We start from the raw sequence: 21,535 nt of genomic DNA, 5'->3' as shown, positions 1-21,535 counted from the left end.
GGTTGGTCAGTTCCACTTGAACCAGCGGATGGCTGCGGCGCCGGCAAGCACGGTCCACAGCAGGAGGACCATTACGGCCGGGAGGGGGACGACGCCCAACAGGAAAGCATCCCTCAACGCCTGTCCCAGTGCACCGGATGGAAGGAAGTGCACGATCCCCTGAGCCAAAGCGGGGAGCCGTTCTGCCGGAACGACGATGCCGCCCAGTGCTCCCAGCAGGATCCATAGCAGGTTGGTGATGGCAAGGGTGGCTTCGGGCCGCACAGTTCCTGCCACCAGCAAGCCCAAGGCCGTAAACGCGGCTGCTCCGAGAATCAGCAGGCCTATGCCCGGGAGCCAGGCCTCTGGCCGTGGCTGCCAGCCCAGCAGTCCAGCGACGGCGGCCACCACCAGTACCTGCAGGAACAGCACCACGAGCACCGCCAGGACCTTGCCCGCAATCAGCCCACCGCGCCCCAGGGGAGTAGTGGACAGGAACCGCAGGACTCCGTAGCGGCGGTCAAATCCTGTGGCTATGCCTTGCCCCGTAAAGGCTGTGGACATGGCGCATAGGGCGAGGATTCCAGGCGTGGCGACGTCTATGCGGGAGCCGCCAAGGCCATCCAATAAGGGCGTAACGGTCAAGCCGGCCATGGCCAGCAACGGCAGGACGATTGCGAGAATCAATTGCTCGCCGTTGCGGAGCATCGTTATGGTCTCGTAACGGCCCTGCTGCAGAATACGGCGGGGCAGGGAAGCAGGTCCGGCGTTTGGGGACAGTAGTTTGCTCATCGGAGGTCCCTTCCGGAGATGTCCAGGAAAACGTCTTCGAGGCTGCGCGCCTCGAGTCTCAGTGACGCTGGCATGATTTCGCGTTCCGCCCACCAAGCGGTCAAGGCGGCAAGATCGGCGGGCCCCAGGGCACCTGTGATGGAGTAGCTGCCAGGACGGGTTTCAAGGACTTGCAAACCTGCGCGAAGGACGCCTTTAAACTCGAGTCCGGCCGGTGCATCGAAGAACAGGGTCCGGTCAGTAATAGCGGTGTCGGCAGAATGGTCGTGCCGTAGGAGGTCGGCGACCGTTCCCTCGGCGACGTTGTGTCCGCCGTCGATGATGTAGACGTAGTCAGCCAGGCGTTCGGCGTCGTCCATCAAATGCGTCGTGAGGATGATGCCCATGCCGGCGTCGCGCAGTTCAGCAATGAGATCGAACACCACCTGACGCGAATGCGGATCCAGTCCAGCGCTGGGCTCGTCAAGGAAGAGGACTTCCGGGTTACCTACCAAGGCTGCAGCCAGGGCCACGCGCTGCTTTTGGCCGCCTGACAGGCGCCGTACGCTGGTGCGGCTGAACTGGGCAATGCCCAAGCGCTCCACGAGCGCATCGACGTCCATGGGATTCCGGTACATGCCGGCAACATGACGCAAGAGGGGGACGGGACGGGCCGACGGCGGGAGGCCGCCGTCCTGGAGCATGACGCCTACGCGGGACCTCAAGTCAGCGCCGGCCGTATCCGGGTCCGCGCCCAGGAGGGAGATGCTCCCCCCGGTCCGTTTCTGCAGACCTTGTGCACACTCAAGCGTGGTGGTCTTGCCGGCGCCGTTGGCTCCAAGGAGGGCCGTAATCCGGCCTCGTTCAGCCGCCATGGACAGCCCACTGACAACCCGGAGCATTTTGCCGTCAAGGGAGGCCAGGGGGCCTACATCCTTAATGAGTCCGTCTATAGTGAGGACAGGGGAATCGGTGGATCGCACCAAAGTATTCTACGTGAAGTAGTACGGTCACACTTGGCGGGCGGCTAAGGTCAGTCTTGCCTTACTGGATGCATGAAACAAATTACGACATGATTGTGTTGTGTATTCCATGAGCAGTCCAGTTTCCATGCCCTCAAAGCGGCATGCTGCAGCAGCCGAGGCCTTCGCGCCTTTGCATGCGCTGCCTGACGCGGAAGACCGCACAAGGGACCGCGTCCTTGGCGCAGTTTTGGAGAACGGCCCCGTCAGTGCTGCTGAGCTGGGCGATCTTCTTGGCTTCACGCCTGCAGCGGTTCGCCGCCACCTGGATCACCTGGAGCGGAGCGGCGTGATCGAAGTCAAGCGCGTCGCCAAGGCAGGAGCCGGCGCCGGACGCCCTGCGCGCCGCTATGTCCTGAGTTCACAAGGCCAATCGAAGCTTGGCGATGACTACCTGAACATCGCCAGTTCCGCGCTCCGGCGACTCCAGGAGATTGCCGGCGAGGATGCAGTCCGCGAATATGCGGAGGAGCGCTTCTCTGAAATGGAGCGTCGATACGCACCGGAAGTCGCGGCTGCCGGGCAGGACATCACCGCCCGCGCCTTGGCCTTGTCCAAGGCCCTGAGCCGTGACGGTTACGTAGCCTCTGCCCATTCCATTGAGGCCAAAGCCCCTCTGCCCGCAGAGTTTTCCAGTGTCCAGCTGTGCCAGGGACATTGCCCCATCCAACAGCTCGCAGCGGAATTCCCGGTCTTTTGCGACAGCGAGACCAAGGTCTTTTCCCGCTTGGTGGGCGTCGATGTCCGGCGTCTTTCAACCCTGGCGCAAGGCGGGCACGTCTGCACCACCCACATACCTACCGGGCGACCAGCTGCCACGGTGCCTCACAGCACCGCAGTGCAGTCCGGGAACCCGTACCAGGAATCAAACAACCAGCAAGAAAGGCCGTGATGACGGACCAACTAGCAGAGAAAGCGGTAGCTGACGGCACTGTGATCTCGGAGATTCTGGAGAAGAATCCCGAACTGCACGGTATCGGAAACTACGAGTACGGCTGGGCCGACAAGAACGACGTAGGCGCGAACGCCCGTCGTGGCCTCGACGAGGAGGTTGTCCGCGACATCTCCTCGAAGAAGAACGAGCCCGAATGGATGCTCGATCTGCGGCTCAAGGGCCTGAAGTACTTCGACCGTAAGCCCATGCCAACCTGGGGCGCAGACCTCTCGGGCATCGACTTCGACAACATCAAGTACTTCGTGCGTTCCACCGAGAAGCAGGCGGCAACGTGGGAAGACCTTCCCGAGGACATCCGCAATACGTACGAGAAGCTCGGCATTCCCGAAGCTGAGCGCAGCCGCCTCGTCTCCGGCGTGGCAGCCCAGTACGAGTCCGAGGTTGTCTACCACCAGATCCGCGAAGACCTGGAAGCCCAGGGCGTTATCTTCCTGGACACGGACACCGCTCTGCGGGAACACCCGGAAATCTTCCAGGAATACTTCGGCACCATCATTCCCGTCGGCGACAACAAGTTTGCTTCGCTGAACACAGCGGTATGGTCCGGTGGATCGTTCGTGTACGTGCCCAAGGGCGTGCACGTGGATATCCCGCTCCAGGCTTACTTCCGTATCAACACGGAGAACATGGGCCAGTTCGAGCGCACCCTGATCATCGCCGATGAGGACTCCTACGTTCACTACATCGAAGGTTGCACGGCTCCGATCTACACTTCGGACTCCCTGCACTCCGCCGTTGTGGAGATCATCGTGAAGAAGGGCGCCCGCGTCCGCTACACGACCATCCAGAACTGGTCCAACAACGTGTACAACCTGGTCACCAAGCGTGCCATCTGCGAAGAGGGCGCCACCATGGAATGGATCGATGGCAACATCGGCTCCAAGGTGACCATGAAGTACCCGGCCGTTTACCTGGTGGGCGAACACGCCAAGGGTGAAACCCTGTCCATCGCCTTTGCCGGCGAGGGCCAGCACCAGGACACGGGCTCCAAGATGGTGCACATCGCACCCAACACCAAGAGCTCCATTATTTCAAAGTCGGTTGCCCGCGGCGGAGGCCGTGCGGCTTACCGCGGCTTGGTCCAGGTCCGCGAAGGTGCAAAGCACTCGGCCAACACGGTCCGTTGCGATGCCCTCCTGGTAGACACCATTTCCCGTTCGGACACGTACCCGTACATCGACATCCGCGAGGATGACGTTGTCATGGGCCACGAGGCCACCGTTTCCCGCGTCAGCGAAGAGCAGCTCTTCTATCTGATGTCCCGCGGCATGCCTGAGGACGAGGCCATGGCCATGATCGTGCGCGGCTTTATCGAGCCGATCGCCCGTGAGCTGCCCATGGAATATGCCCTTGAGCTGAACCGCTTGATTGAACTGCAGATGGAAGGGTCCGTCGGTTAACAATGACTGATATCACTACTGAAAAGGCGCGCATCGGCGCGCCCTCGGCCCAGCCGTACATCAACGGCTTCACCGAGGAAGGCGAAAACCTTTCGCCCGTCAACACAGGCACCAATGCTTCGCAGAGGCTGGAAAAGCCGTCGGAACAGCCCTCAGCTGGTCCGCTCGCCGGTGCGTCGGCCAAGAGCCACTCGCACGGTGGCGGGGTAGGCGTCCCGGACAGCTCCCGGGCCGGCCGCCTCACCTCCTACAAGCTTGAGGACTTCAAGCCCCTGACGGGTCTTGAGGAAGACTGGCGGTTCACGCCCTTGAAGCGTCTGCGTGGCCTCCACACGGATGTCCTCAACGGGGCAGCTCCGGCTGTGAACGTAACGGCACCGACCGGCGTCGTGGTTGAAACTGTTGGCCGCGACGACGCCCGGATCGGCCAGGCAGGCATTCCGGAAGACCGTGTGTCCGCCAACGGCTGGGAGAACTTCTCCGAAGCCACTGTCGTGACGGTTCCTGCGGAACTGCAGGCTGAGAGTGAAGTTTCCGTCCTGATCACAGGTGCTGGCGAAGAAGCATCCGCCCAGCACATCGTGATCGTGGCTGAGCGCTTCTCCAAGGCTGTTGTTGTCCTGGACCACCACGGCACCGCGGTGGTTTCCGAGAATGTCGAAATCATCGTTGAAGACGGCGCCGAACTGACCGTCGTGTCCTTGCAGGAATGGGACGACAAAGCAGTTCACGCTTCATCACAGCAGGCCAAGATCGGTCGCGACGCCAAGTTCAAGCACATCGTCGTCAGCCTGGGCGGGGATCTGGTCCGCGTCACGCCGTCCACGCGCTTTACCGCACCTGGTGCCGACGTCGAAATGTTCGGCCTGTACTTCGCCGACGCCGGACAGCACCTTGAGCAGCGCCTGTTCGTTGACCACGCAGTGGCCAACTGCAAGTCGCGCGTGCTGTACAAGGGCGCCCTGCAGGGCCGCAACGCCCACACCGTGTGGGTCGGCGACGTCCTGATCCGCAAGGAAGCCGAAGGCACCGACACCTACGAGGCCAACCGCAACCTGGTCCTCACCGACGGTGCGCGTGCCGACTCAGTGCCGAACCTGGAAATCGAAACCGGCCTGATCGAGGGTGCGGGCCACGCCAGCGCCACTGGCCGTTTCGATGACGAGCACCTGTTCTACCTCATGGCACGCGGCATCCCGGAGAAGGTTGCCCGCCGTCTGGTGGTGCGTGGCTTCCTCAACGAGATCATCCAGCAGATCAAGGTTCCGGCAATCGAAGATCGCCTGACCGACGCTGTTGAGCGCGAGCTCGCTGCAACAGACAACTAAGACAGGTCAGTCAGAGAATCATGAGTGAACAAACCAAGGGCGAACTGGTATGCAACGCCAATGACATTCAGGTCAAGCAGGCGCTGCGAATCCTGATTGATGACTATCCCGTAGCCGTCGTGAAGGACTCGATGGGGGACATCCATGCCATCGGGGATACCTGCTCGCACGCGGATATCTCACTGTCGGAGGGCGAGATTGAAGGCTGTGCCATCGAATGTTGGGGGCATGGTTCCCAGTTCGATCTTCGCAGCGGACAGCCCCTCCAACTGCCTGCCTACGATCCCGTGCCCGTCTTTGCCGTCACCCTCGACGGCGACGACGTCTACGTGGACGTGACCAACGTTGTGAACGGCGCCTCGGTAGAGAACTACTGAGCGCCAAGTATCGCCAGACTTACGAACGAAAAAAGAAAGAAGAGCATGTCTACTCTTGAGATCAAGGACCTGCACGTCAGCATCGAGACGGAGCAGGGCACCAAGGAGATCCTGAAGGGCGTCAGCCTCACCATCAAGACCGGTGAGACCCACGCCATCATGGGCCCCAACGGATCGGGCAAGTCCACGCTGGCCTCCACCATCGCCGGCCACCCGCGCTACACCGTCACCAGCGGTACCATCACGCTGGACGGCGAAAACGTCCTCGAAATGAGCGTTGACGAGCGCGCCCGTGCAGGCGTCTTCCTCGCCATGCAGTACCCGGTAGAGGTTCCCGGCGTCACCATGACAAACTTCCTGCGTACCGCCAAGACGGCTATCGACGGCGAAGCGCCCGCCCTGCGCACGTGGACCAAGGACGTCAAGGCTGCCATGCAGCAGCTGCGCATCGACGCCGACTTCGCACAGCGCAACGTCAATGAAGGCTTCTCCGGTGGCGAGAAGAAGCGCGTTGAAATCCTGCAGCTCGAGCTCTTCAAGCCGAAGTTCGCTGTCCTGGACGAGACCGACTCCGGCCTCGACGTCGACGCCCTGAAGGTTGTTTCCGAAGGCGTCAACCGCGCACATGCAGAGGGCAAGATGGGCACGCTGCTCATCACCCACTACACCCGCATCCTGCGCTACATCAAGCCTGACTTCGTCCACGTCTTCGTAGACGGCAAGGTTGTTGAAGAGGGCGGCCCCGAGCTCGCTGACCGCCTTGAAGAAGAAGGCTACGACCGCTACGCCGCAGGCGCCGGCGTTGCCGTTGCTCCTGCCGTACAGGCCTAGTTAGGATCGTTCCATGACCGAAATCAACGCGGCGCGCACCAGCCTCGAGGACGTCGAGGAAGCGCTCAAGGACGTCATTGACCCGGAACTCGGTGTCAACGTCGTGGACTTGGGCCTCCTCTATGGCCTGAAGTACTCGGACGAGGACGGCGCACTCCTCATCGACATGACGCTGACGACTGCGGCCTGCCCGCTGACTGACGTCCTGGAAGAGCAGGTGGGCAAGTCCCTCGACGGAATCGTCGATGACTGGCGCCTCAACTGGGTATGGATGCCGCCATGGGGTCCTGAGCGGATCACCGACGACGGCAAGGACCAGATGCGGGCCCTCGGCTTCAACATCTGATCAGTAGTTTTCGCCCTCCAAGGGCAAAGAAAATGGTTCCGGGCCAATTGGCCCGGAACCATTTCTGCATTAAGTCTGCGTTAAACGCAGGTTTACGGCGTCGCCACGCCAAAGGTGTCGCACTTGTTGATATCACCAGTGGCATATCCCTGGTAGAACCACTTCTGCCGCTGTTCACTGGAACCATGCGTCCAGGACTCGGGCGAGACCCGTCCGGTTGCGGCTTTCTGGATGCGGTCATCACCGACGGCGGATGCGGCCGACAGCGCGTCCTGAAGGTCCTGCTCGGTGAGGGGATCCAGGAACGGCTTGCCGGTTGCCGGGTCTTGCTGGGTGGTTGCATGGCGAACCCAAAGTCCCGCGTAGCAATCGGCCTGCAATTCAACACGAACGGCACCGGACTGCGGCCCTTGGGGATCCTGTTGTGCTTGGTCAAGGTTGCCAAGGATGTTCTGGACGTGGTGGCCGAATTCGTGGGCCACCACATATTCCTGCGCCAGTGGTCCGCCTGATGATCCAAAGCGTGTTACGAGCTCGTCGAAGAACCCGGGATCGAAGTATGCCTTGGTGTCCGCCGGACAGTAGAAAGGTCCAACAGCCGTGGTGGCAGTGCCACATCCGGTATTGGTCCCTTGTTCGAAGATGACCGTGCCGGGCCTGGAATATTGCACGTTGTACTGGGCGAGGTATTCCGGCCAGAAAGCATTAAGGCTGTTCACAGTGCCTGTAATCCGGCAGTCGAGTCGTTTGTCCGCATCAGCACCGGTCTTGCACTCCTGCACACCACCGCTCCCACCGTCGACGGCGGGCGGCTGGCTTCCGCCGCCCGTGAGGTCCCCAAGGATGTTGGGGTTGATTCCGAAGAGGGCCAGAAGCAGCACGACGATGCCACCACCAATCCCGCCGCCTATCTTCGTCCCGCGGCCCATGCCTCCGCCGCGTCGGTCTTCTACTTGGGATGGGTCAAGCTGCGCACCGTCATTGAAACTCATACAGTCAGAATAGACGTCACCATTGGTGCCGGAGGGCGGACACTGCCGTAAAATTGCGGGGATGCCTTTCCTGGACAAAATTCAGCTCTGGGCCGATGAGCGACCCCACGACACCGCCGTCGTTGTGGGCCGCAGCCGGCTCAACTGGGCCGAGCTCCGCGACGCCGCGACGGAGCTGCTTGGCCACACGACGGCCACTACCGTGCTTGCCGAACCCAACTCCACCGGATTCGTCGCGAAGTTTGTAGCCGCAGTGGCGGGGGAGCGCCGCTGTGCCGTGCTGGACCCACAGTGGCCCGCAGCGATGGTGGAGGAAGTGACGTCCCGTATCGTCGACCCGGCCATTGCATCCGGCGTCGAACTCATTGACGGGGATCCCTCCACCACTTTCTTGATTGGGCTTACGTCGGGCACCACATCGGTGCCGAAGGCCTTCACGCGGTCCCGCCGCTCGTGGCAGGTTTCCTTCAACGCTTCGATCGAGTTCTTTGGGCTCTCACAGGACGACCGGACTTTGGCGGCGGGCCCCCTCTCCTCCAGCTTGAACCTCTACGCCCTGTCCGAGTGTCTGTATGCGGGCTCTGCGTTCCATACGCTGGAGTCCTTCGACGTCGGTGATGCGCACGCGGCCATCAGCCACGACGACATTACAAGGCTGGTCCTCACCCCGACCATGCTTCGTTTGCTCAGTGAACGGGGCCTGGCCGGAGATGTGGATGCTTCCGGAATCCGGAGCATCATCTGCGCCGGTTCCAAGCTCGACGGCCGCACGTTGGAGGCAGCTCGCCGTTGGGCTCCACATGCTGCCATCTTTGAGTATTACGGAGCCTCCGAGTTGAGCTTCGTCTCGGGCACGCGGCTGGCCGCGGGTGAACCGCTGGACGTCGGAGGTACGGGGATAGGCAGGCCGTTCCCAGGTGTGGAACTGCGAATCCTGGACGACGCTGGCCGGAACCTCCTGGACGGCGCCCATGGCAACATCAGCGTCCGCAGTGGAATGGTCAGCAACGGTTACCTTTGGGGGGACGACGGCCAGGCCCTTCGATGCCTGGACGGTTGGTACACCGTGGGGGACCAGGGCTATCTCGCCAACGGGATCCTGCACATTCTGGGACGTCGTTCGGACATGATCATCACTGCGGGCAAGAACGTCTACCCACACGAAGTGGAACTTGCCCTCGCCTCCGTTCCAGGCATCGAAGTTGCCGTGGCTGCCGGGGCCCCGGATGACATCCGCGGACAAAAGGTGATTGCCGGCGTCGTTCCTGCGTATGGTGCCGTCACGGCCACCCAGCTCCGCACGGGCCTTGACGGCCTGCTCGCCCGGGACAAGTGGCCATTGCAGTACTACGTGCTTTCCGAGCTACCCATCACGGATCGGGGCAAGGTCAGCCGGATGGTGCTCCTTGACTGGATCAAGAACCATGATTCACGGGCGCAGCCCCTTGGATAGCGGCAGCCTCTTGGATAGCGGCAGCCCGTCGATTCACGACGCCGACGAGTCCCGCCAGCCGGTCATCATCGCGGCGCTGCGGACTCCAATTTGCCGCGCGAACGGGCAACTGAGGCATCTCCGCGCCCCGGACCTTCTGGCACCGGTCATCCGTTCCCTCATTGCGTCGGTGGGCGTTGATCCGGCTGGGGTGAACGACGTCATTATGGGCAATGCTGTTGGCGGTGGCGGGAACGTGGCGCGCTTTGCCGCGCTCCAAGCGGGTTTGCCCATAACGGTGCCGGGGCTCACCGTTGATCGGCAGTGTGGTTCCGGACTGGATGCCATTGCCCTTGCGGCCCGTCTGGTTGGCGCCGGGGGAGATCCCCTGTATGTGGCTGGCGGGGTGGAAAGCATCAGTACCGCTCCCTCCCGTGCCAACAGGAACGACGACGGCGGACTGGACTTTTACTCGCGGGCCACCTTTGTGCCACCCGCGTTTGGTGACCCTGACATGGGTGTTGCTGCGGAAAATGTGGCCAGCGAGTTTCGTATCAGCCGCAATCGGCAGGATGAGTTCGCACTCCGTAGCCACCAGCGGGCTCTTGAGGCCGCGGCAACGGGCAAGTTCGCTGGCGAAATCGTCCCGCTTGATGGCCGTGGCGCTATAGTCGACGCCGACGACGGCCCCAAGGCTTCGCTGCGCGCCTCCCTGATGTCGCGGTTCCCGGCAGTATTCGTCCCCGATGGAACTGTCACGGCGGCGAATTCGTGCTTCGACGCGGACGCAGCGGCCGCCGTCGTCATAACGTCCCTCAAGCGCGCCCGTGAGATGGGTGCTGCTGACGGCCTGCTGGTTTTGGGTTGTGAGACCACGGGCGTGCATCCGGAGTTGCTGGGTATCGGGGCTGCACACGCGGCGGAGAGGTTGTTGGCTCAGCACGGCGTGACTGCCAACGATGTTGAGCTCATCGAATTCAACGAGGCCTTTGCTTCTCAGACCATCGCTTGCCTGGATCATTTGGGCATCGATCCGGCCAGAGCCAATGCAGAGGGCGGAGCGCTGGCGCTTGGCCACGGCTACGGCGCTTCTGGGGCGGTCCTGGTGACCCGGCTGCTTGCCCAGGCTCGCGGCCTATCTGCAGATTCCGGGTCAGCGCCGCTGGGCTTGGCGATGATCAGCATCGCGGGCGGCATGGGTACGGCAGCCCTGCTGCGCTATTCCCGGCTCTTGGGCTCGTCCGGCTCTCCGAGCCCGCGGGCGGCCAACGCATCGCCTGTTTGGCGGGCATAAGCGACCGTCGTGATAAAGACGGGGAGTACCAGGGCCCTGGGGTTGCGTTCCAGTCCGCGGGCCCGGGCCGCATCCCTGACGTCCGAAAAGGCGCCCGCAATAAACGGGATGCTCCTGAGCATCACGGCAATGGTTAGCGCGAAACGCTCGGGATCGGCACCCAGTCGCTGGAACGGCTTGGCGAGGGAGACAACGCCGTCCAAAAGGTCCTGAACGGGAGTGGTGGCAGTCAGCACGGAAGCTGCGACGACGCACACCAGGATGTTAAGGATGATGCGCGCAGCCGTGGGGCCACCCAACTGCCACCACTGGAACAAGCCGATCACTACGAGGATGGGCGCCACCATCCAGATGGCCCGCGCCAAACGCCGCCAACCGGCCCCGCTGAGCAGGAACAGGCCGCACATCGTGGCGAAGACCAGCAGCGACACGGCCCAGTCGACGATCAGGAAGGACGCCGTTCCGCAGGCCGCCACCACGAGGAACTTCAGCCACAGCGGGGTGCGGTGGATGACCGACTTGCCTGGCACATAGTTTGCGATCAGGAAGCCGTGGCCCCTCATGGCTGGCCCCGCCCCGGAAACTCGTGCAGCGCAGTTGCGCACAGCTCCCGGTACCGCGCAACGCCGTCGGCCGGTCCGCCGTCGAAGATGATGCGCCCTGACTCCACGACAAGGACCCGGTCCATATCCAGTGCGAGGTCGAGGTCGTGCGTGGACATGATCACTTGCTGGTCCAAGCCCGCCACCGTGCGGCGAAGGAGTTCGCGGTTGCGTAGATCAAGCAGGGTGGAAGGCTCGTCCAGGACCAGCACTTTGGGGTCGACGGCGAGGACCGCTGCCAAGGCAAGCAACTGACGCTCTCCACCGGAAAGCTCATAGATGCTCTGGTCGGCCAAGGGCAGCAGGCCAAACCTGTCAAGAACCGATTCCGCGCGTGTGGCTCGTTCGCGTGTGTTCTTGATGGTGCGGCGCAGCGAGAGCTCAACGTCCTCCCGGCCGGTGGGCATCACCAATTGCGACAAAGGATCGGTGAAGACGAACCCGACGTTCGCACGAACCCGGCGGCCAGCCTTGACCGTGTCATCGCCGTGGACCTCGACAGTTCCGTCGCTGGGCTCCACCAAGCCGTTCAACAGCCGCAACAGTGTGGACTTTCCGGAACCGTTGGCACCGATGACGCCGATTCGCCGCTCCGTGAGGCTCAAGGAGACGTCGTGCAGCAGGGTCTTGGGTGTGTTGCTGCCATCTATGGCTACACGAACCGAGACCCTGCTGAAGCGGATGGAATTCATAGAGTGATTGTGTCCGACTTTGCCTGGCGCAGGCTATTTGACCTTGCGGACCAGGACGTCCGGGAAGGCTTTGTGGATAGCTACGGCAATGATCACGGCCAGGATGTTCTTAAGAATGTCTCCGGGGTAGAACGCGAGGTCGGCAATGAAGGCTTTGGTGAAGTCCAGTTTGCCGTTGACCATCATGCCCAGGACACCCAGGCCATGGATGAGGACGATGCTGCTGACCATGGCGGCAGCAAACAGCAGCAAGGAACGGTTCCGGATCGTCTTACGGATGATCAGGGCCGCCAGATAGCCTGTTGCGGCTGCCGCAAGCGGGAACGCAATGATGTAGCCTGCGGACGCAGTAGCCAGGATCCCGAGCCCGCTGCGGCCGCCGCTGAAGATCGGCAGCCCGGCCAGCCCAAGGAGGACATAAAGCCCGACGGCGGCGAATCCGCGCCCGGGGCCAAGCACCAGGCCGCTGAGCATCACCGTGAGGGTCACCAAAGTGATCGGCACGCCAAGGGCACCAACCGGAATGCCGGGAACGATCGCGGACGCTGCCACCAGGGCTGCGAAGACGGCAATGAGGCCGAGGTCCGTGGCGGTCCATCGCTTGCGCGAAGAGTTGCGCTCCACAGAGGCGGAGGTGGTTTGGCTCATGACGGGTCCTATCAGGAAATGCTGTGGGTGCGAGGTTAGTGTGTGTTTCCCCCAAGAGTGAGGATACGGAGCTTGAGAAGGGGTGTTTTTGGTGCCTCTCCACAATCGCCAGGCGGAATTCTTTGGTGGGATGCCACAAATGGCACTGTGGGCGATGCTATGTCCGGGGGAGGTCGGGGTGCCGGTAGACTTGAACAGGCTGTTCTCACAGCCACCCCCGCCGCAACTACCGGGCCTACCGGTCACGCAGGCGTTCCCCATTGAAAGGCATCACCCGAATTGATTACCGTCCAGGAACTCGAACTCCGCGCCGGCGCACGCCTGCTCATGGACAAGGTCAACTTCAGGGTAGACAAAGGGGACAAGATCGGCCTCGTTGGCCGCAACGGAGCGGGAAAGACAACCCTGACCCGCGTTCTCGCGGGCGAAGGTCTTCCGGCCGGTGGCAAAGTGACCCGCAGTGGTGAGATCGGCTACCTGCCCCAGGATCCCCGCACCCCGGACATGGAGCAGCTCGCACGGGATCGTATCCTCTCTGCACGCGGATTGGACGTGGTGGTCGGGAAGCTGAAGAAGGCGCAGGCCGAAATGGCAAGCGAGGATGACGCCGTCCAGCGCAAAGCCATGAACCGCTACGATCGCTTGGAAGCTGAGTTCCTGGCTGGCGGCGGGTATGCCGCTGAAGCCGAGGCAGCCGCGATCTCCTCAAACCTTGCGCTCCCGGAACGCATTCTTAATCAGCCGCTGAAGACCCTCTCCGGTGGTCAGCGCCGCCGCGTGGAGCTCGCCCGCATTCTCTATTCCTCGGCCGAAACCCTGCTCCTCGACGAACCTACCAATCACTTGGATGCCGACTCCATCACTTGGCTGCGCGACTTCCTCAAGGACCACCAGGGTGGACTGATCGTGATCAGCCACGACGTCGAATTGCTTGAAGCCACGGTCAACAAGGTCTACCACCTTGACGCAAACAGGGCCCAGATCGACTACTACAACATGGGCTGGAAGCGCTACCTCCAGCAGCGCGAAACGGATGAGCGCGCCCGCAAGCGCGAACGTGCCAACGCGGAAAAGAAGGCCCAGGTCCTCATCGACCAAGCCAACAAGATGCGTGCCAAGGCAACCAAAGCCGTCGCAGCGCAAAACATGGCAAAGCGTGCTGAACGTCTCCTCGGCGGTTTGGAAGCTGTCCGCGAAAACGATCGCGTCGCAGCCCTGCGCTTCCCGGACCCGTCACCCTGCGGCAAGACCCCGCTGACCGCGGAAGGGCTCAGCAAGTCCTACGGCTCATTGGAGATCTTCACAGACGTGGACCTGGCGATCGATCGCGGCTCCAAGGTGGTCATCCTTGGCCTCAACGGTGCAGGCAAGACCACCCTCCTCCGAATGCTTGCAGGAGTGGACAAGCCGGACACCGGCGACATCATCCCGGGACACGGGCTGAAGGTGGGCTACTACGCCCAGGAACACGAAACGCTGGACCACGATCGCACCGTCCTTGAAAACATGCGTTCGTCCGCGCCGGATATGAAGGACGCCGAAGTCCGGGGCATCCTGGGTTCGTTCCTGTTCTCGGGTGACGACGTGGAGAAGCCTGCAGGAGTTCTGTCCGGCGGCGAGAAGACCCGCCTGGCCCTCGCCACCATCGTTGCCTCAAGCGCCAACGTGCTGCTCCTCGACGAGCCCACCAACAACCTGGACCCGGCCAGCCGCGCGGAAATCCTCGGTGCCCTGAAGAACTACAGTGGCGCCGTCGTCATGGTCAGCCACGATGAAGGTGCCGTCTCTGCCCTGAATCCGGAACGCGTGGTGCTGCTGCCGGACGGTGTTGAAGATCACTGGAACGAGGACTACCTGGACCTGATCACGCTGGCGTAGGGCGCCTGACCTCTACGGATCTAACGAACCTGGAGTTCTTCGGCGTTGGTGATTGTTCTTAGCCGTTCGTAGGTGATGGAGAACATGGAGTTGTGGTCGCCCGCGCCTGCCCACAGGACACGGTGTTCCTGCAGGGACGTGTCAAGAATGGTTCTTATGCGTTGTGGGTGACCGACCGGGGCTACGCCGCCCACTTCCTGGCCCGTGTGGGCGAGCACGAAGTCGGGCTTCGCCCGGCGGATTTTTCCCGTGCCCAGAAGTTTGGCTACCAGGGTTGTGTCTACTTTCGCGGCACCGCTGGCGAGGATCAGCAAAGGTTTGCCGTCGAGTTCGAAAATCAGGCTGTTGGTGATGGCCGCAACCCCGCAGCCAAGGACAGACGCGGCAGCAGCTGCCGTGGGCACCTTGTCCTGAAAGATCCGGACGGTGTCCTCAGCGCCTGCTGCCATCAGGGCCGACTTCACGTTGAGTACTGGGTCCGGAACCGCTTCAGTAACCTTGTGCATCCAGGATCGCGTCTTCCTCTTCTTCCGACGTGGGGCGCTTATTTCTCCGGTTTGACGGCACACGGCGCTTGGGCGGCCCGTTGGCAGCGATAACTTCCTCGGCGTCCTGTTCATCCTCTTCAGCGTCGATGGCCGCGTTACGGGCCTGCTGCCGGGCCGCATAACCGAAGCCAATGAACATCAGGACGCCGAAGGCAAACCACTGCAGGGAGTATGAAAGGTGCGTGCCCTCTTCAGTGGCTGGTTTGGGGAACGGTGTGGGCATCGGTTGGACAGCGGGGACCTCGCTGGCCAGCTGGCCATAGGCGCCCATGGCGATGGGGTAGGGGAGTTCGCTTGCGAAGCTGGCCAGGTCAATGGAGGCCAGTTGTCCGTCCACCGCGCCGCGGTCCAGCTTCGGTTCGGACGGCTTGAGTCGGGCCACCACGGTGACCTCGCCCTTGGGAGGTGCCGGAACGACGTCGGGCCGGCCCGGAGTGTTGTTGCCAATCGGCAACCAGCCGCGGTCGATGACCACCGCTTCGCCGGTAGTCAGGCGGAAAGGAACCACGACGTCGTAGCCTGGCTGCCCGTTCAACGGACGGTTGCGGACAACACGCTGGCCGTCGAGGTCATAGCTGCCCCTCAGCTCCACCTGGGTCCATTCCCGCTCCGGGTCCAAGACGCGGAACTGGTCCTTGATGTCAGCGAAGGGGACGGGCGTCGCGGAGTAATTACTCACAACGCGGTTGATCTCTGCAAGCGTCTCGGCCCGCCGATCCATTTGCCAGCGGCCGAGGAACACACAGGCTGTGGCGAAGATAACAGCCAGAATGAAGTAGCCCAGCCACTTGCTGGAAAAAAGAAAGCGGTACATTCAGCGGGCCTCGCCAACAGCTGCGTCATCTGCCTCGAAAGGGATGGTCTCTTTCCAAAGGCCCCGGGTTTGAAGGTAGTCCTCAAGCCATTCACGGTGCTCGTTGCACGAAAGCCAAACCTTGCGCCGCTCAGGGGTATGGATGCGCGGGTTGTTCCACAGGAGTTGCCAGGTTGCTCTATCCCGGCATCCCTTACGGGAGCAGAGGGCAGGGCCGGTGGCACGTTCGGACTCCTGGCTGCCCAAACCGGCGCCGCCAAGGTTAAAGATGTTCATGAAGCCGCCCGTTCATCGCCGGAGTCCCCGGCTTTCGGTGTATGAGTCGCGTCAGGCTCTGTGCCCTGACCCGGTGGCTCGTCGTCTACTACTTCGCCTTTTAGCACCGTGATGTTGTCCATAGCTTGGTCGTCGCTGGATTGGGGCGAGCCCTCGATTTCCGTTGCTGCCACGTAATCCAGCAGGGAATCGCTGTGGTCCTCGGCCTTATCGCTACCATTCGCGATGACAACGGCTATCCAGGGAAGGAACACGGCGCCAGCCACGGCCACTATCTTGAACCAGCCATCCACCACGAAGATCAGGATGATGCAGACCATGCGAATACCCATTGCCACTGCGTACTTGATCATGCGCTCCCGCATGTCTTCCGAGTGGGCAGCCGCGGCATCGGTGATGCTATGGACTTCGGGGTCGCCGGAAACGGCGTCCGGATCCCCGGGCACCTGCTGCAGGGGACTGTTTTCTCGTGTCACAACTGAATCATCACGCTCCAAAGGCTTGTTCCAATTCTCTCACCAAGGCGGTAGCCGCCCAAACCGCTGGACAGGCCGGTTACCCGCGGGTTGCAGCAGGTGCCCGATAAGATCGAGGCAGGAAATCCCCTCTTCACCGCAGCACACCCATGCCGCAGAACCTGGAGCGAAAGTATGTCTGAAGCAGTATCCACCGGCCGCAGCGTCCTCATTACCGGCGGCAACAGGGGCATCGGCCTTGCCATTGCCGAGTCCTTCCTTGCAAACGGTGACAAGGTGGCAGTGACATATCGAAGCGAAACAGAACTGCCTGAAGGCATCCTGGGAGTCAAAGCCGACGTCACCGATGAAGCCTCGATTGATGCAGCCTTCAAGACAGTCGAAGAAGCGCACGGTCCGGTAGAGGTTTTGGTAGCCAACGCGGGCATCACCAAGGACACACTGCTCCTGCGCATGAGCGAGGACGATTTCACCTCTGTGCTGGACACCAACCTGACCGGAGCCTTCCGCGTCATCAAGCGGGCTTCAAAAGGCATGATCCGGCTCCGCAAGGGCCGCGTGGTCCTCATCTCCTCGGTGTCCGGCCTATACGGGGCCCCTGGCCAGATCAACTACTCCGCCTCGAAGGCGGGCATGGTAGGCATCGCCCGCTCGCTGACCCGGGAACTGGGCAGCAGGGGGATCACGGCCAACGTCGTGGCTCCAGGATTCATCAACACGGACATGACTGCAGAACTGCCGGAGGAAACCCAGAAGTCGTACTTGGCAAACGTGCCGGCGGGCCGTTTCGCCGAGGCGTCCGAGGTAGCCAATGTTGTTCGTTGGGTGGCCAGCGACGAGGCCGCCTACATTTCCGGCGCTGTGATTCCTGTTGACGGTGGTCTTGGGATGGGCCACTAAAGGCCACGCTCTGAGGCGACCAACAAGTTTTTGTGGCCGCCCTACAAAGGGATTCGAGGCTGCCGCTGGCATGATGGATCCCGAGCCCACACATTTTAGATGAAGTGAACAAAAGGAGCACGAATGGGAATGCTGGATAACAAGACCGCGATCGTCACTGGATCTTCCCGGGGCATCGGCGCTGAAGTTGCCAAGATCCTTGCGGGTGAGGGTGCCGCCGTCGTCGTCAACTACCGCCAGAAGGCGCCGCGCGCCAACAAGGTTGTTGCGGAAATCCAGGCAGCCGGCGGCCGCGCGGCGGCCGTTGGTGCGGACCTCACCACCGATGAGGGCGTACACGCGCTTGCCAGTACTGCGATGGAGGAGTTCGGCTCCTTGGACGTCCTGGTGCTCAACGCATCCGGGGGCATGGAGTCCGGCATGGAAGAGGGCTACGCGCTCAAGCTCAACCGCGACGCCCAGATCAACATGCTCAATGCGGCTGTTCCCCTGATGCGCGAAGGCTCGCGCGTAGTCTTCGTGACCAGCCACCAGGCACATTTCGTGGAGACAGTGCCCACCATGCCTGAATACGAGCCGGTTGCAAAGAGCAAGCGGGCCGGCGAGGATGCCCTGCGCGCACTCCTGCCCAACCTTGCTGACAAGGGCATCTCGCTGGTGGTTGTTTCCGGTGACATGATTGAGGGCACCGTCACGGCCACCCTGCTTGACCGCTCCAACCCCGGCGCCATCGAGGCCCGCCGTGCAGAAGCCGGAAAGCTGTATTCGGTTGAAGAATTCGCGGCAGAGGTTGCCAAGATGGTGACGGCGGATGTCGAATCCGGCCACACCGAGTATGTGGGTGGAGCAGACTACTTCGGCAAGTCTGCCGAGTAGCTCCCTGACTACATTAGTTGCGGCCCGGACACGTGTCCGGGCCGCAACTTTTTAACTGTGGGAAGGCAGCCAAGGGTAGGCAATGTCGATTTGGTAAATTGTTCGGATTTTCGCGACACGAAATAGGATTAGTTGTTTCGCAAGAGAGTTTTTGCATTAAAGAGATCTATCTGATTGAATCTGCAAGGCGTCATAGTCCCTCATTGTAAGCAAGCTGTATTAAGCCAAGGTAGCGAAGTCTATGGCAGTGTCCAGGGTCGAACCCATAACTGTGAACCAGGAGCTTCTTTGGATCTGTTAATGCATGCTGATGATATTCACGCGTCTTACGATCAAAGGCGCATCCTCAAAGGCGTCGAACTTTCCCTCCATCGCGGCGAAATTCTGGGATTGATCGGGACCAATGGTGCCGGAAAAACGACGCTCATGGGAGTGTTGGCTGGATCCCATAAGCACGACGGCGGCAGAATTACGTTGGCCGGTGAAAAATATGGACCGGACTCGATGGAGGAAGCCCAGGCTTGTGGCGTCGGCCTTATCCCGCAGAACTTCCGGCTGGACCCCGACCTCACTGTGGCCAAGGCAATTTTTCGCGGAACTTTCCAAGCCGATAAGCCCCATGATGAACTCCGCGGTCAGGCGCTTGAGCTCATTAAGGATATCGGCATCACCATGGATCCCGACGTGAAAGTGGGCACGCTGATTCGTGCCGAGCAGACCCTCGTGGAAGTTCTGAGAATTGTTGCCGAAGAGGCCCAACTCGTGATTATGGATGAGGTTGCCGCCTCCCTGCCAGATCACGACGTCGCCGTCCTCCACCAGGTTTTGCGGATGCTGGTAGGGCAGGGGCGCGCGATTATCTACATCACCCACCGCCTTGATGAAGTCCGGTCCATCGCGGACCGTATCGCGGTCCTACGGGACGGCAAGGTCCACAGGATCCTTGAAGCCAGCCGGACCGACGTTCGCGAGCTCTCCTTCCTTTTGCTTCAACAGGAGCTGGCAAACAACGCCAGGCCCACTGATCCGGCGGCCGGCGACGAAGCTATGCGGGTGGTGCAGCTCAGTGTCGGAGACAGTATTCGCGACGTCTCCTTCAGTGTGGCTAAAGGCGAGATTTTTGGCCTGGCCGGAACACATCGCTCGGGCATTTATCAGTTGATCGAAGCGCTGGTAGGCATCCATCCGAGCACCTCAGGGCAGATTCTCATCCACGGCAAGCCTGTACAGATCCGGGGGCTGGAGGACGCGCTCCGTTTGAAGATCGGTTACCTGTCAGACACTGCTGACACGCTTGATTCCGCAACCGGAATAGTTGATGGCCTTCAGCGCAGTGACGATTCGGCCGGGGCGAATTTACAGGATGAGATCACTCAGCTTCGTGGCGTGATTGAACTGGTTCGCCGCATGCGCATTAACACGACGAACATCCATGGCGCCATCACTACTCTCTCCGGCGGCGACCGTCAGAAAGTGCAGCTTGCCAAATGGATGACTAGCGACTGCGACGTGTTGATCCTCAGCCATCCCAGCCGTGGCATAGACATCGGGGCCAGGGAAACTGTGTACAAGATGCTCAACGAGCTCAGCCGGACGGGGGTTGCGATCATCCTGCTGTCTTCAGATTTATCGGAACTGGTCAGCTGGTGCCACCGGATTGGTGTGATGCGTAATGGCGAACTAGTAGCCATTGAGGCAAATGCCAATACCAATGAGGATGCCTTGGTGCACCACATGTTGGGTGAGAAATTCACGTCCGCCGACGGCGAGGCACGCCGCGTGAAGCTTTAACGCCCCATTGCCCATCCCAAGGTGGAAACGCAAGGGGCGGCCGCGCATGCGCAGCCGCCCCTTTTCGGTCTTCCAGGGGAGATCAGATGGTAATTCCCTTGGCCAGGTTGTTGAGCTTGTGGCGTGCCAAAGCAAGGTTTGCATACGTACGGTCCAGCACCAAGTAGACGAAGAGGCCCTTGGCGCCGCCTGAATTCAGTACGTTGATGAGGTGGTACTGGGAACCCAGAGTAATGAGGATGTCCTCGATATCACTGTCGACGTGCAGGTCCGCCATGGTGCGGAGTTTTGCACTGACAACATTCGAGTTGCCGGCAGCGGCCACTCCGAGGTCAAAGCCGGGGCTTCCGCCCTGAGCCAAAGCCATTCCGCTGGAGTAGTCCACCACGGCCGCGCCTGTTGCGCCTTCAATGGACAGCAACTGCTTTATGGATTCGTCAAGCGTGCTCATATAATTTTCTTCCATTTCTGTTTTTTCATCGTCGGTTTGCGTGAAGTAAACCGCCCGGGTTTCCTGGTCCACTGGGGTATTACGAAGTGATCGTCTCCACCACCTTCGTGCGTGCCGCGAACGATTCACTTTCTGCCCCTACTGGTCTTCCTCCGGGCTGCATTATGCATCACCACACCGTCTTGGAGTTTCCAACATTACACACCAACAAGCCGCATGAATGTATTGTCTCAAGAAGCGAACATGTTGATGACAATCGAATAAATTATTCATACTTTGGCGTCACGAAATATGATCCGGAGTTTCAGGAACCGTTTCGCTGGCACGGTGCCCGATTAACGAAGGCGACGTTAATTATGTGGTCTCCTCCGGCCTCGGTCGTGTTTTGGAAGATCACTTGATAGGGCGTTTGTCCGATGAGCAGGACTATCCCATCAGGTGCCCTGTCCGGCGCGGCGGATACGGTGGCGAGCATCTCCCGGAAACCTGGATGGTTCTCCACCTGGCCACGGATTCCGGATTCGTCAAAGGATGCCAAGGCAGACAGCCACACGGTTCCGTCGGCCTCGATTATTCCGTGCGCGGGGTGGACGGCATGGCCAGTTTCCGTGGTGAAGCCCGAATCGGTTGGGAAGATCTTGAACCGGGCGCACCAGGCTGCGAAGTGCCTCCCTAAGACGCCGTCAGGATCTGCTGGAACAACAGACCTGCAGAGAGTTTCATGCTCCAGCAACGCTTCTCCTTCGGATGGGCAAACCGACGTTGGCCCTATTTCAGGGTGACCGTGGGTTCGCTGTTTCCTTCTTGTCGTGGTCGAGGTCGCCTGGACTGTCCTGCGGCGTCATGACTACTTCTG

General features: G+C 61.2%; 24 protein-coding genes. 12 read left to right on the top strand and 12 right to left on the bottom strand.

Annotated elements, in window-relative coordinates:
• Nucleotides 1-6: 6 nt before the first annotated feature.
• Together LDN75_RS13845 and LDN75_RS13840 are read right to left on the bottom strand one after the other, a co-directional pair.
• Nucleotides 7-771: an ABC transporter permease gene (locus LDN75_RS13845; RefSeq protein ID WP_223932867.1), complete on the bottom strand. Its 765-nt coding sequence runs from the start codon at nucleotides 769-771 to the stop codon at nucleotides 7-9.
• Nucleotides 768-1,733 (bottom strand): ABC transporter ATP-binding protein, encoded by a 966-nt coding sequence (locus tag LDN75_RS13840; RefSeq protein WP_223932866.1) that lies wholly within the window; start codon nucleotides 1,731-1,733, stop codon nucleotides 768-770. Before LDN75_RS13840 ends, LDN75_RS13845 begins: the two co-directional genes overlap by 4 nt.
• A 127-nt stretch (nucleotides 1,734-1,860) precedes the next feature.
• On the opposite strand from LDN75_RS13840, the gene LDN75_RS13835 reads away from it, so the two are divergent.
• The 6 genes from LDN75_RS13835 to LDN75_RS13810 are packed head-to-tail and all read left to right on the top strand — an operon-like array spanning nucleotide 1,861 to nucleotide 7,009.
• The gene (locus tag LDN75_RS13835) at nucleotides 1,861-2,664 is read left to right on the top strand and encodes a helix-turn-helix domain-containing protein (RefSeq protein WP_223937581.1); all 804 of its coding nucleotides are present in this window, start codon (nucleotides 1,861-1,863) and stop codon (nucleotides 2,662-2,664) included.
• Complete coding sequence (gene sufB, locus LDN75_RS13830) at nucleotides 2,664-4,127, top strand: Fe-S cluster assembly protein SufB (protein WP_223932865.1); 1,464 nt, start codon at nucleotides 2,664-2,666, stop codon at nucleotides 4,125-4,127. The genes LDN75_RS13835 and sufB overlap by 1 nt, the downstream gene beginning before the upstream one ends.
• Before the next feature lie 2 nt (nucleotides 4,128-4,129).
• Nucleotides 4,130-5,455: a Fe-S cluster assembly protein SufD gene (sufD, locus tag LDN75_RS13825; protein ID WP_223932864.1), complete on the top strand. Its 1,326-nt coding sequence runs from the start codon at nucleotides 4,130-4,132 to the stop codon at nucleotides 5,453-5,455.
• A gap of 20 nt (nucleotides 5,456-5,475) precedes the next feature.
• A complete protein-coding gene (locus tag LDN75_RS13820) occupies nucleotides 5,476-5,832 on the top strand; it encodes a non-heme iron oxygenase ferredoxin subunit (RefSeq protein WP_223932863.1) in 357 nt (118 codons plus the stop codon).
• 45 nt (nucleotides 5,833-5,877) lie between these two features.
• A complete protein-coding gene (gene sufC / locus LDN75_RS13815) occupies nucleotides 5,878-6,663 on the top strand; it encodes a Fe-S cluster assembly ATPase SufC (protein WP_223932862.1) in 786 nt (261 codons plus the stop codon).
• A 13-nt stretch (nucleotides 6,664-6,676) separates the two neighbouring features.
• The gene (locus tag LDN75_RS13810; protein ID WP_021470428.1) at nucleotides 6,677-7,009 is read left to right on the top strand and encodes a metal-sulfur cluster assembly factor; all 333 of its coding nucleotides are present in this window, start codon (nucleotides 6,677-6,679) and stop codon (nucleotides 7,007-7,009) included.
• A 92-nt stretch (nucleotides 7,010-7,101) separates the two neighbouring features.
• Here the strand turns inward: LDN75_RS13810 and LDN75_RS13805 are convergent, their stop codons facing one another.
• The gene (locus LDN75_RS13805) at nucleotides 7,102-8,001 is read right to left on the bottom strand and encodes a neutral zinc metallopeptidase (RefSeq protein WP_223932861.1); all 900 of its coding nucleotides are present in this window, start codon (nucleotides 7,999-8,001) and stop codon (nucleotides 7,102-7,104) included.
• A gap of 61 nt (nucleotides 8,002-8,062) precedes the next feature.
• On the opposite strand from LDN75_RS13805, the gene LDN75_RS13800 reads away from it, so the two are divergent.
• Together LDN75_RS13800 and LDN75_RS13795 are read left to right on the top strand one after the other, a co-directional pair.
• Complete coding sequence (locus LDN75_RS13800) at nucleotides 8,063-9,454, top strand: AMP-binding protein (protein WP_223932860.1); 1,392 nt, start codon at nucleotides 8,063-8,065, stop codon at nucleotides 9,452-9,454.
• Complete coding sequence (locus tag LDN75_RS13795; RefSeq protein WP_223932859.1) at nucleotides 9,426-10,727, top strand: thiolase family protein; 1,302 nt, start codon at nucleotides 9,426-9,428, stop codon at nucleotides 10,725-10,727. The genes LDN75_RS13800 and LDN75_RS13795 overlap by 29 nt, the downstream gene beginning before the upstream one ends.
• Here the strand turns inward: LDN75_RS13795 and LDN75_RS13790 are convergent.
• The 3 genes from LDN75_RS13790 to LDN75_RS13780 are packed head-to-tail and all read right to left on the bottom strand — an operon-like array spanning nucleotide 10,652 to nucleotide 12,669.
• A complete protein-coding gene (locus LDN75_RS13790; protein WP_223932858.1) occupies nucleotides 10,652-11,290 on the bottom strand; it encodes an energy-coupling factor transporter transmembrane component T in 639 nt (212 codons plus the stop codon). The two genes, LDN75_RS13795 and LDN75_RS13790, sit on opposite strands and share 76 nt — an antisense overlap.
• Nucleotides 11,287-12,021 (bottom strand): ABC transporter ATP-binding protein, encoded by a 735-nt coding sequence (locus tag LDN75_RS13785; protein ID WP_223932857.1) that lies wholly within the window; start codon nucleotides 12,019-12,021, stop codon nucleotides 11,287-11,289. Before LDN75_RS13785 ends, LDN75_RS13790 begins: the two co-directional genes overlap by 4 nt.
• 33 nt (nucleotides 12,022-12,054) lie before the next feature.
• Nucleotides 12,055-12,669 carry a biotin transporter BioY gene (locus LDN75_RS13780; protein WP_223932856.1) on the bottom strand — a complete coding sequence of 205 codons (615 nt, stop codon included), beginning with the start codon at nucleotides 12,667-12,669 and terminating at the stop codon, nucleotides 12,055-12,057.
• Nucleotides 12,670-12,948: 279 nt separating this feature from the next.
• On the opposite strand from LDN75_RS13780, the gene LDN75_RS13775 reads away from it, so the two are divergent.
• Nucleotides 12,949-14,547, top strand: a complete 1,599-nt coding sequence (locus tag LDN75_RS13775) for an ABC-F family ATP-binding cassette domain-containing protein (RefSeq protein ID WP_223932855.1) — start codon at nucleotides 12,949-12,951, stop codon at nucleotides 14,545-14,547.
• A 20-nt stretch (nucleotides 14,548-14,567) separates the two neighbouring features.
• Here the strand turns inward: LDN75_RS13775 and LDN75_RS13770 are convergent, their stop codons facing one another.
• The 4 genes from LDN75_RS13770 to LDN75_RS13755 are packed head-to-tail and all read right to left on the bottom strand — an operon-like array spanning nucleotide 14,568 to nucleotide 16,682.
• Nucleotides 14,568-15,053, bottom strand: coding sequence for a YbaK/EbsC family protein (locus LDN75_RS13770; RefSeq protein ID WP_223932854.1), 486 nt, complete (start codon nucleotides 15,051-15,053; stop codon nucleotides 14,568-14,570).
• Nucleotides 15,037-15,909, bottom strand: coding sequence for an SURF1 family protein (locus LDN75_RS13765; protein ID WP_223932853.1), 873 nt, complete (start codon nucleotides 15,907-15,909; stop codon nucleotides 15,037-15,039). Before LDN75_RS13765 ends, LDN75_RS13770 begins: the two co-directional genes overlap by 17 nt.
• Entirely contained in the window at nucleotides 15,910-16,185 is a 276-nt protein-coding gene (locus tag LDN75_RS13760) for a hypothetical protein (RefSeq protein WP_223932852.1), read from the bottom strand.
• Nucleotides 16,182-16,682: a DUF3099 domain-containing protein gene (locus LDN75_RS13755; RefSeq protein WP_223932851.1), complete on the bottom strand. Its 501-nt coding sequence runs from the start codon at nucleotides 16,680-16,682 to the stop codon at nucleotides 16,182-16,184. The genes LDN75_RS13760 and LDN75_RS13755 overlap by 4 nt, the downstream gene beginning before the upstream one ends.
• 153 nt (nucleotides 16,683-16,835) lie before the next feature.
• Between LDN75_RS13755 and LDN75_RS13750 the strand changes: the two genes are divergently transcribed.
• From LDN75_RS13750 to LDN75_RS13740, 3 genes are all read left to right on the top strand, one after another.
• A complete protein-coding gene (locus LDN75_RS13750; protein ID WP_223932850.1) occupies nucleotides 16,836-17,561 on the top strand; it encodes a beta-ketoacyl-ACP reductase in 726 nt (241 codons plus the stop codon).
• Between the two features lie 123 nt (nucleotides 17,562-17,684).
• Nucleotides 17,685-18,437, top strand: a complete 753-nt coding sequence (locus LDN75_RS13745; protein ID WP_223932849.1) for an SDR family oxidoreductase — start codon at nucleotides 17,685-17,687, stop codon at nucleotides 18,435-18,437.
• A 174-nt stretch (nucleotides 18,438-18,611) separates the two neighbouring features.
• Nucleotides 18,612-20,228 carry a sugar ABC transporter ATP-binding protein gene (locus LDN75_RS13740; RefSeq protein WP_223932848.1) on the top strand — a complete coding sequence of 539 codons (1,617 nt, stop codon included), beginning with the start codon at nucleotides 18,612-18,614 and terminating at the stop codon, nucleotides 20,226-20,228.
• 82 nt (nucleotides 20,229-20,310) lie between these two features.
• Here the strand turns inward: LDN75_RS13740 and LDN75_RS13735 are convergent, their stop codons facing one another.
• Together LDN75_RS13735 and LDN75_RS13730 are read right to left on the bottom strand one after the other, a co-directional pair.
• Nucleotides 20,311-20,679 (bottom strand): hypothetical protein, encoded by a 369-nt coding sequence (locus LDN75_RS13735; protein ID WP_223932847.1) that lies wholly within the window; start codon nucleotides 20,677-20,679, stop codon nucleotides 20,311-20,313.
• Nucleotides 20,680-20,983: 304 nt separating this feature from the next.
• A complete protein-coding gene (locus LDN75_RS13730) occupies nucleotides 20,984-21,412 on the bottom strand; it encodes a hypothetical protein (RefSeq protein WP_223932846.1) in 429 nt (142 codons plus the stop codon).
• Nucleotides 21,413-21,535 lie beyond the last annotated feature (123 nt).

Origin of the sequence: Arthrobacter sp. StoSoilB5 (assembly GCF_019977235.1) — a bacterium.
Taxonomy (GTDB): Bacteria; Actinomycetota; Actinomycetes; order Actinomycetales; family Micrococcaceae; genus Arthrobacter.
This window is presented reverse-complemented; position numbering and strand designations above follow the sequence as displayed.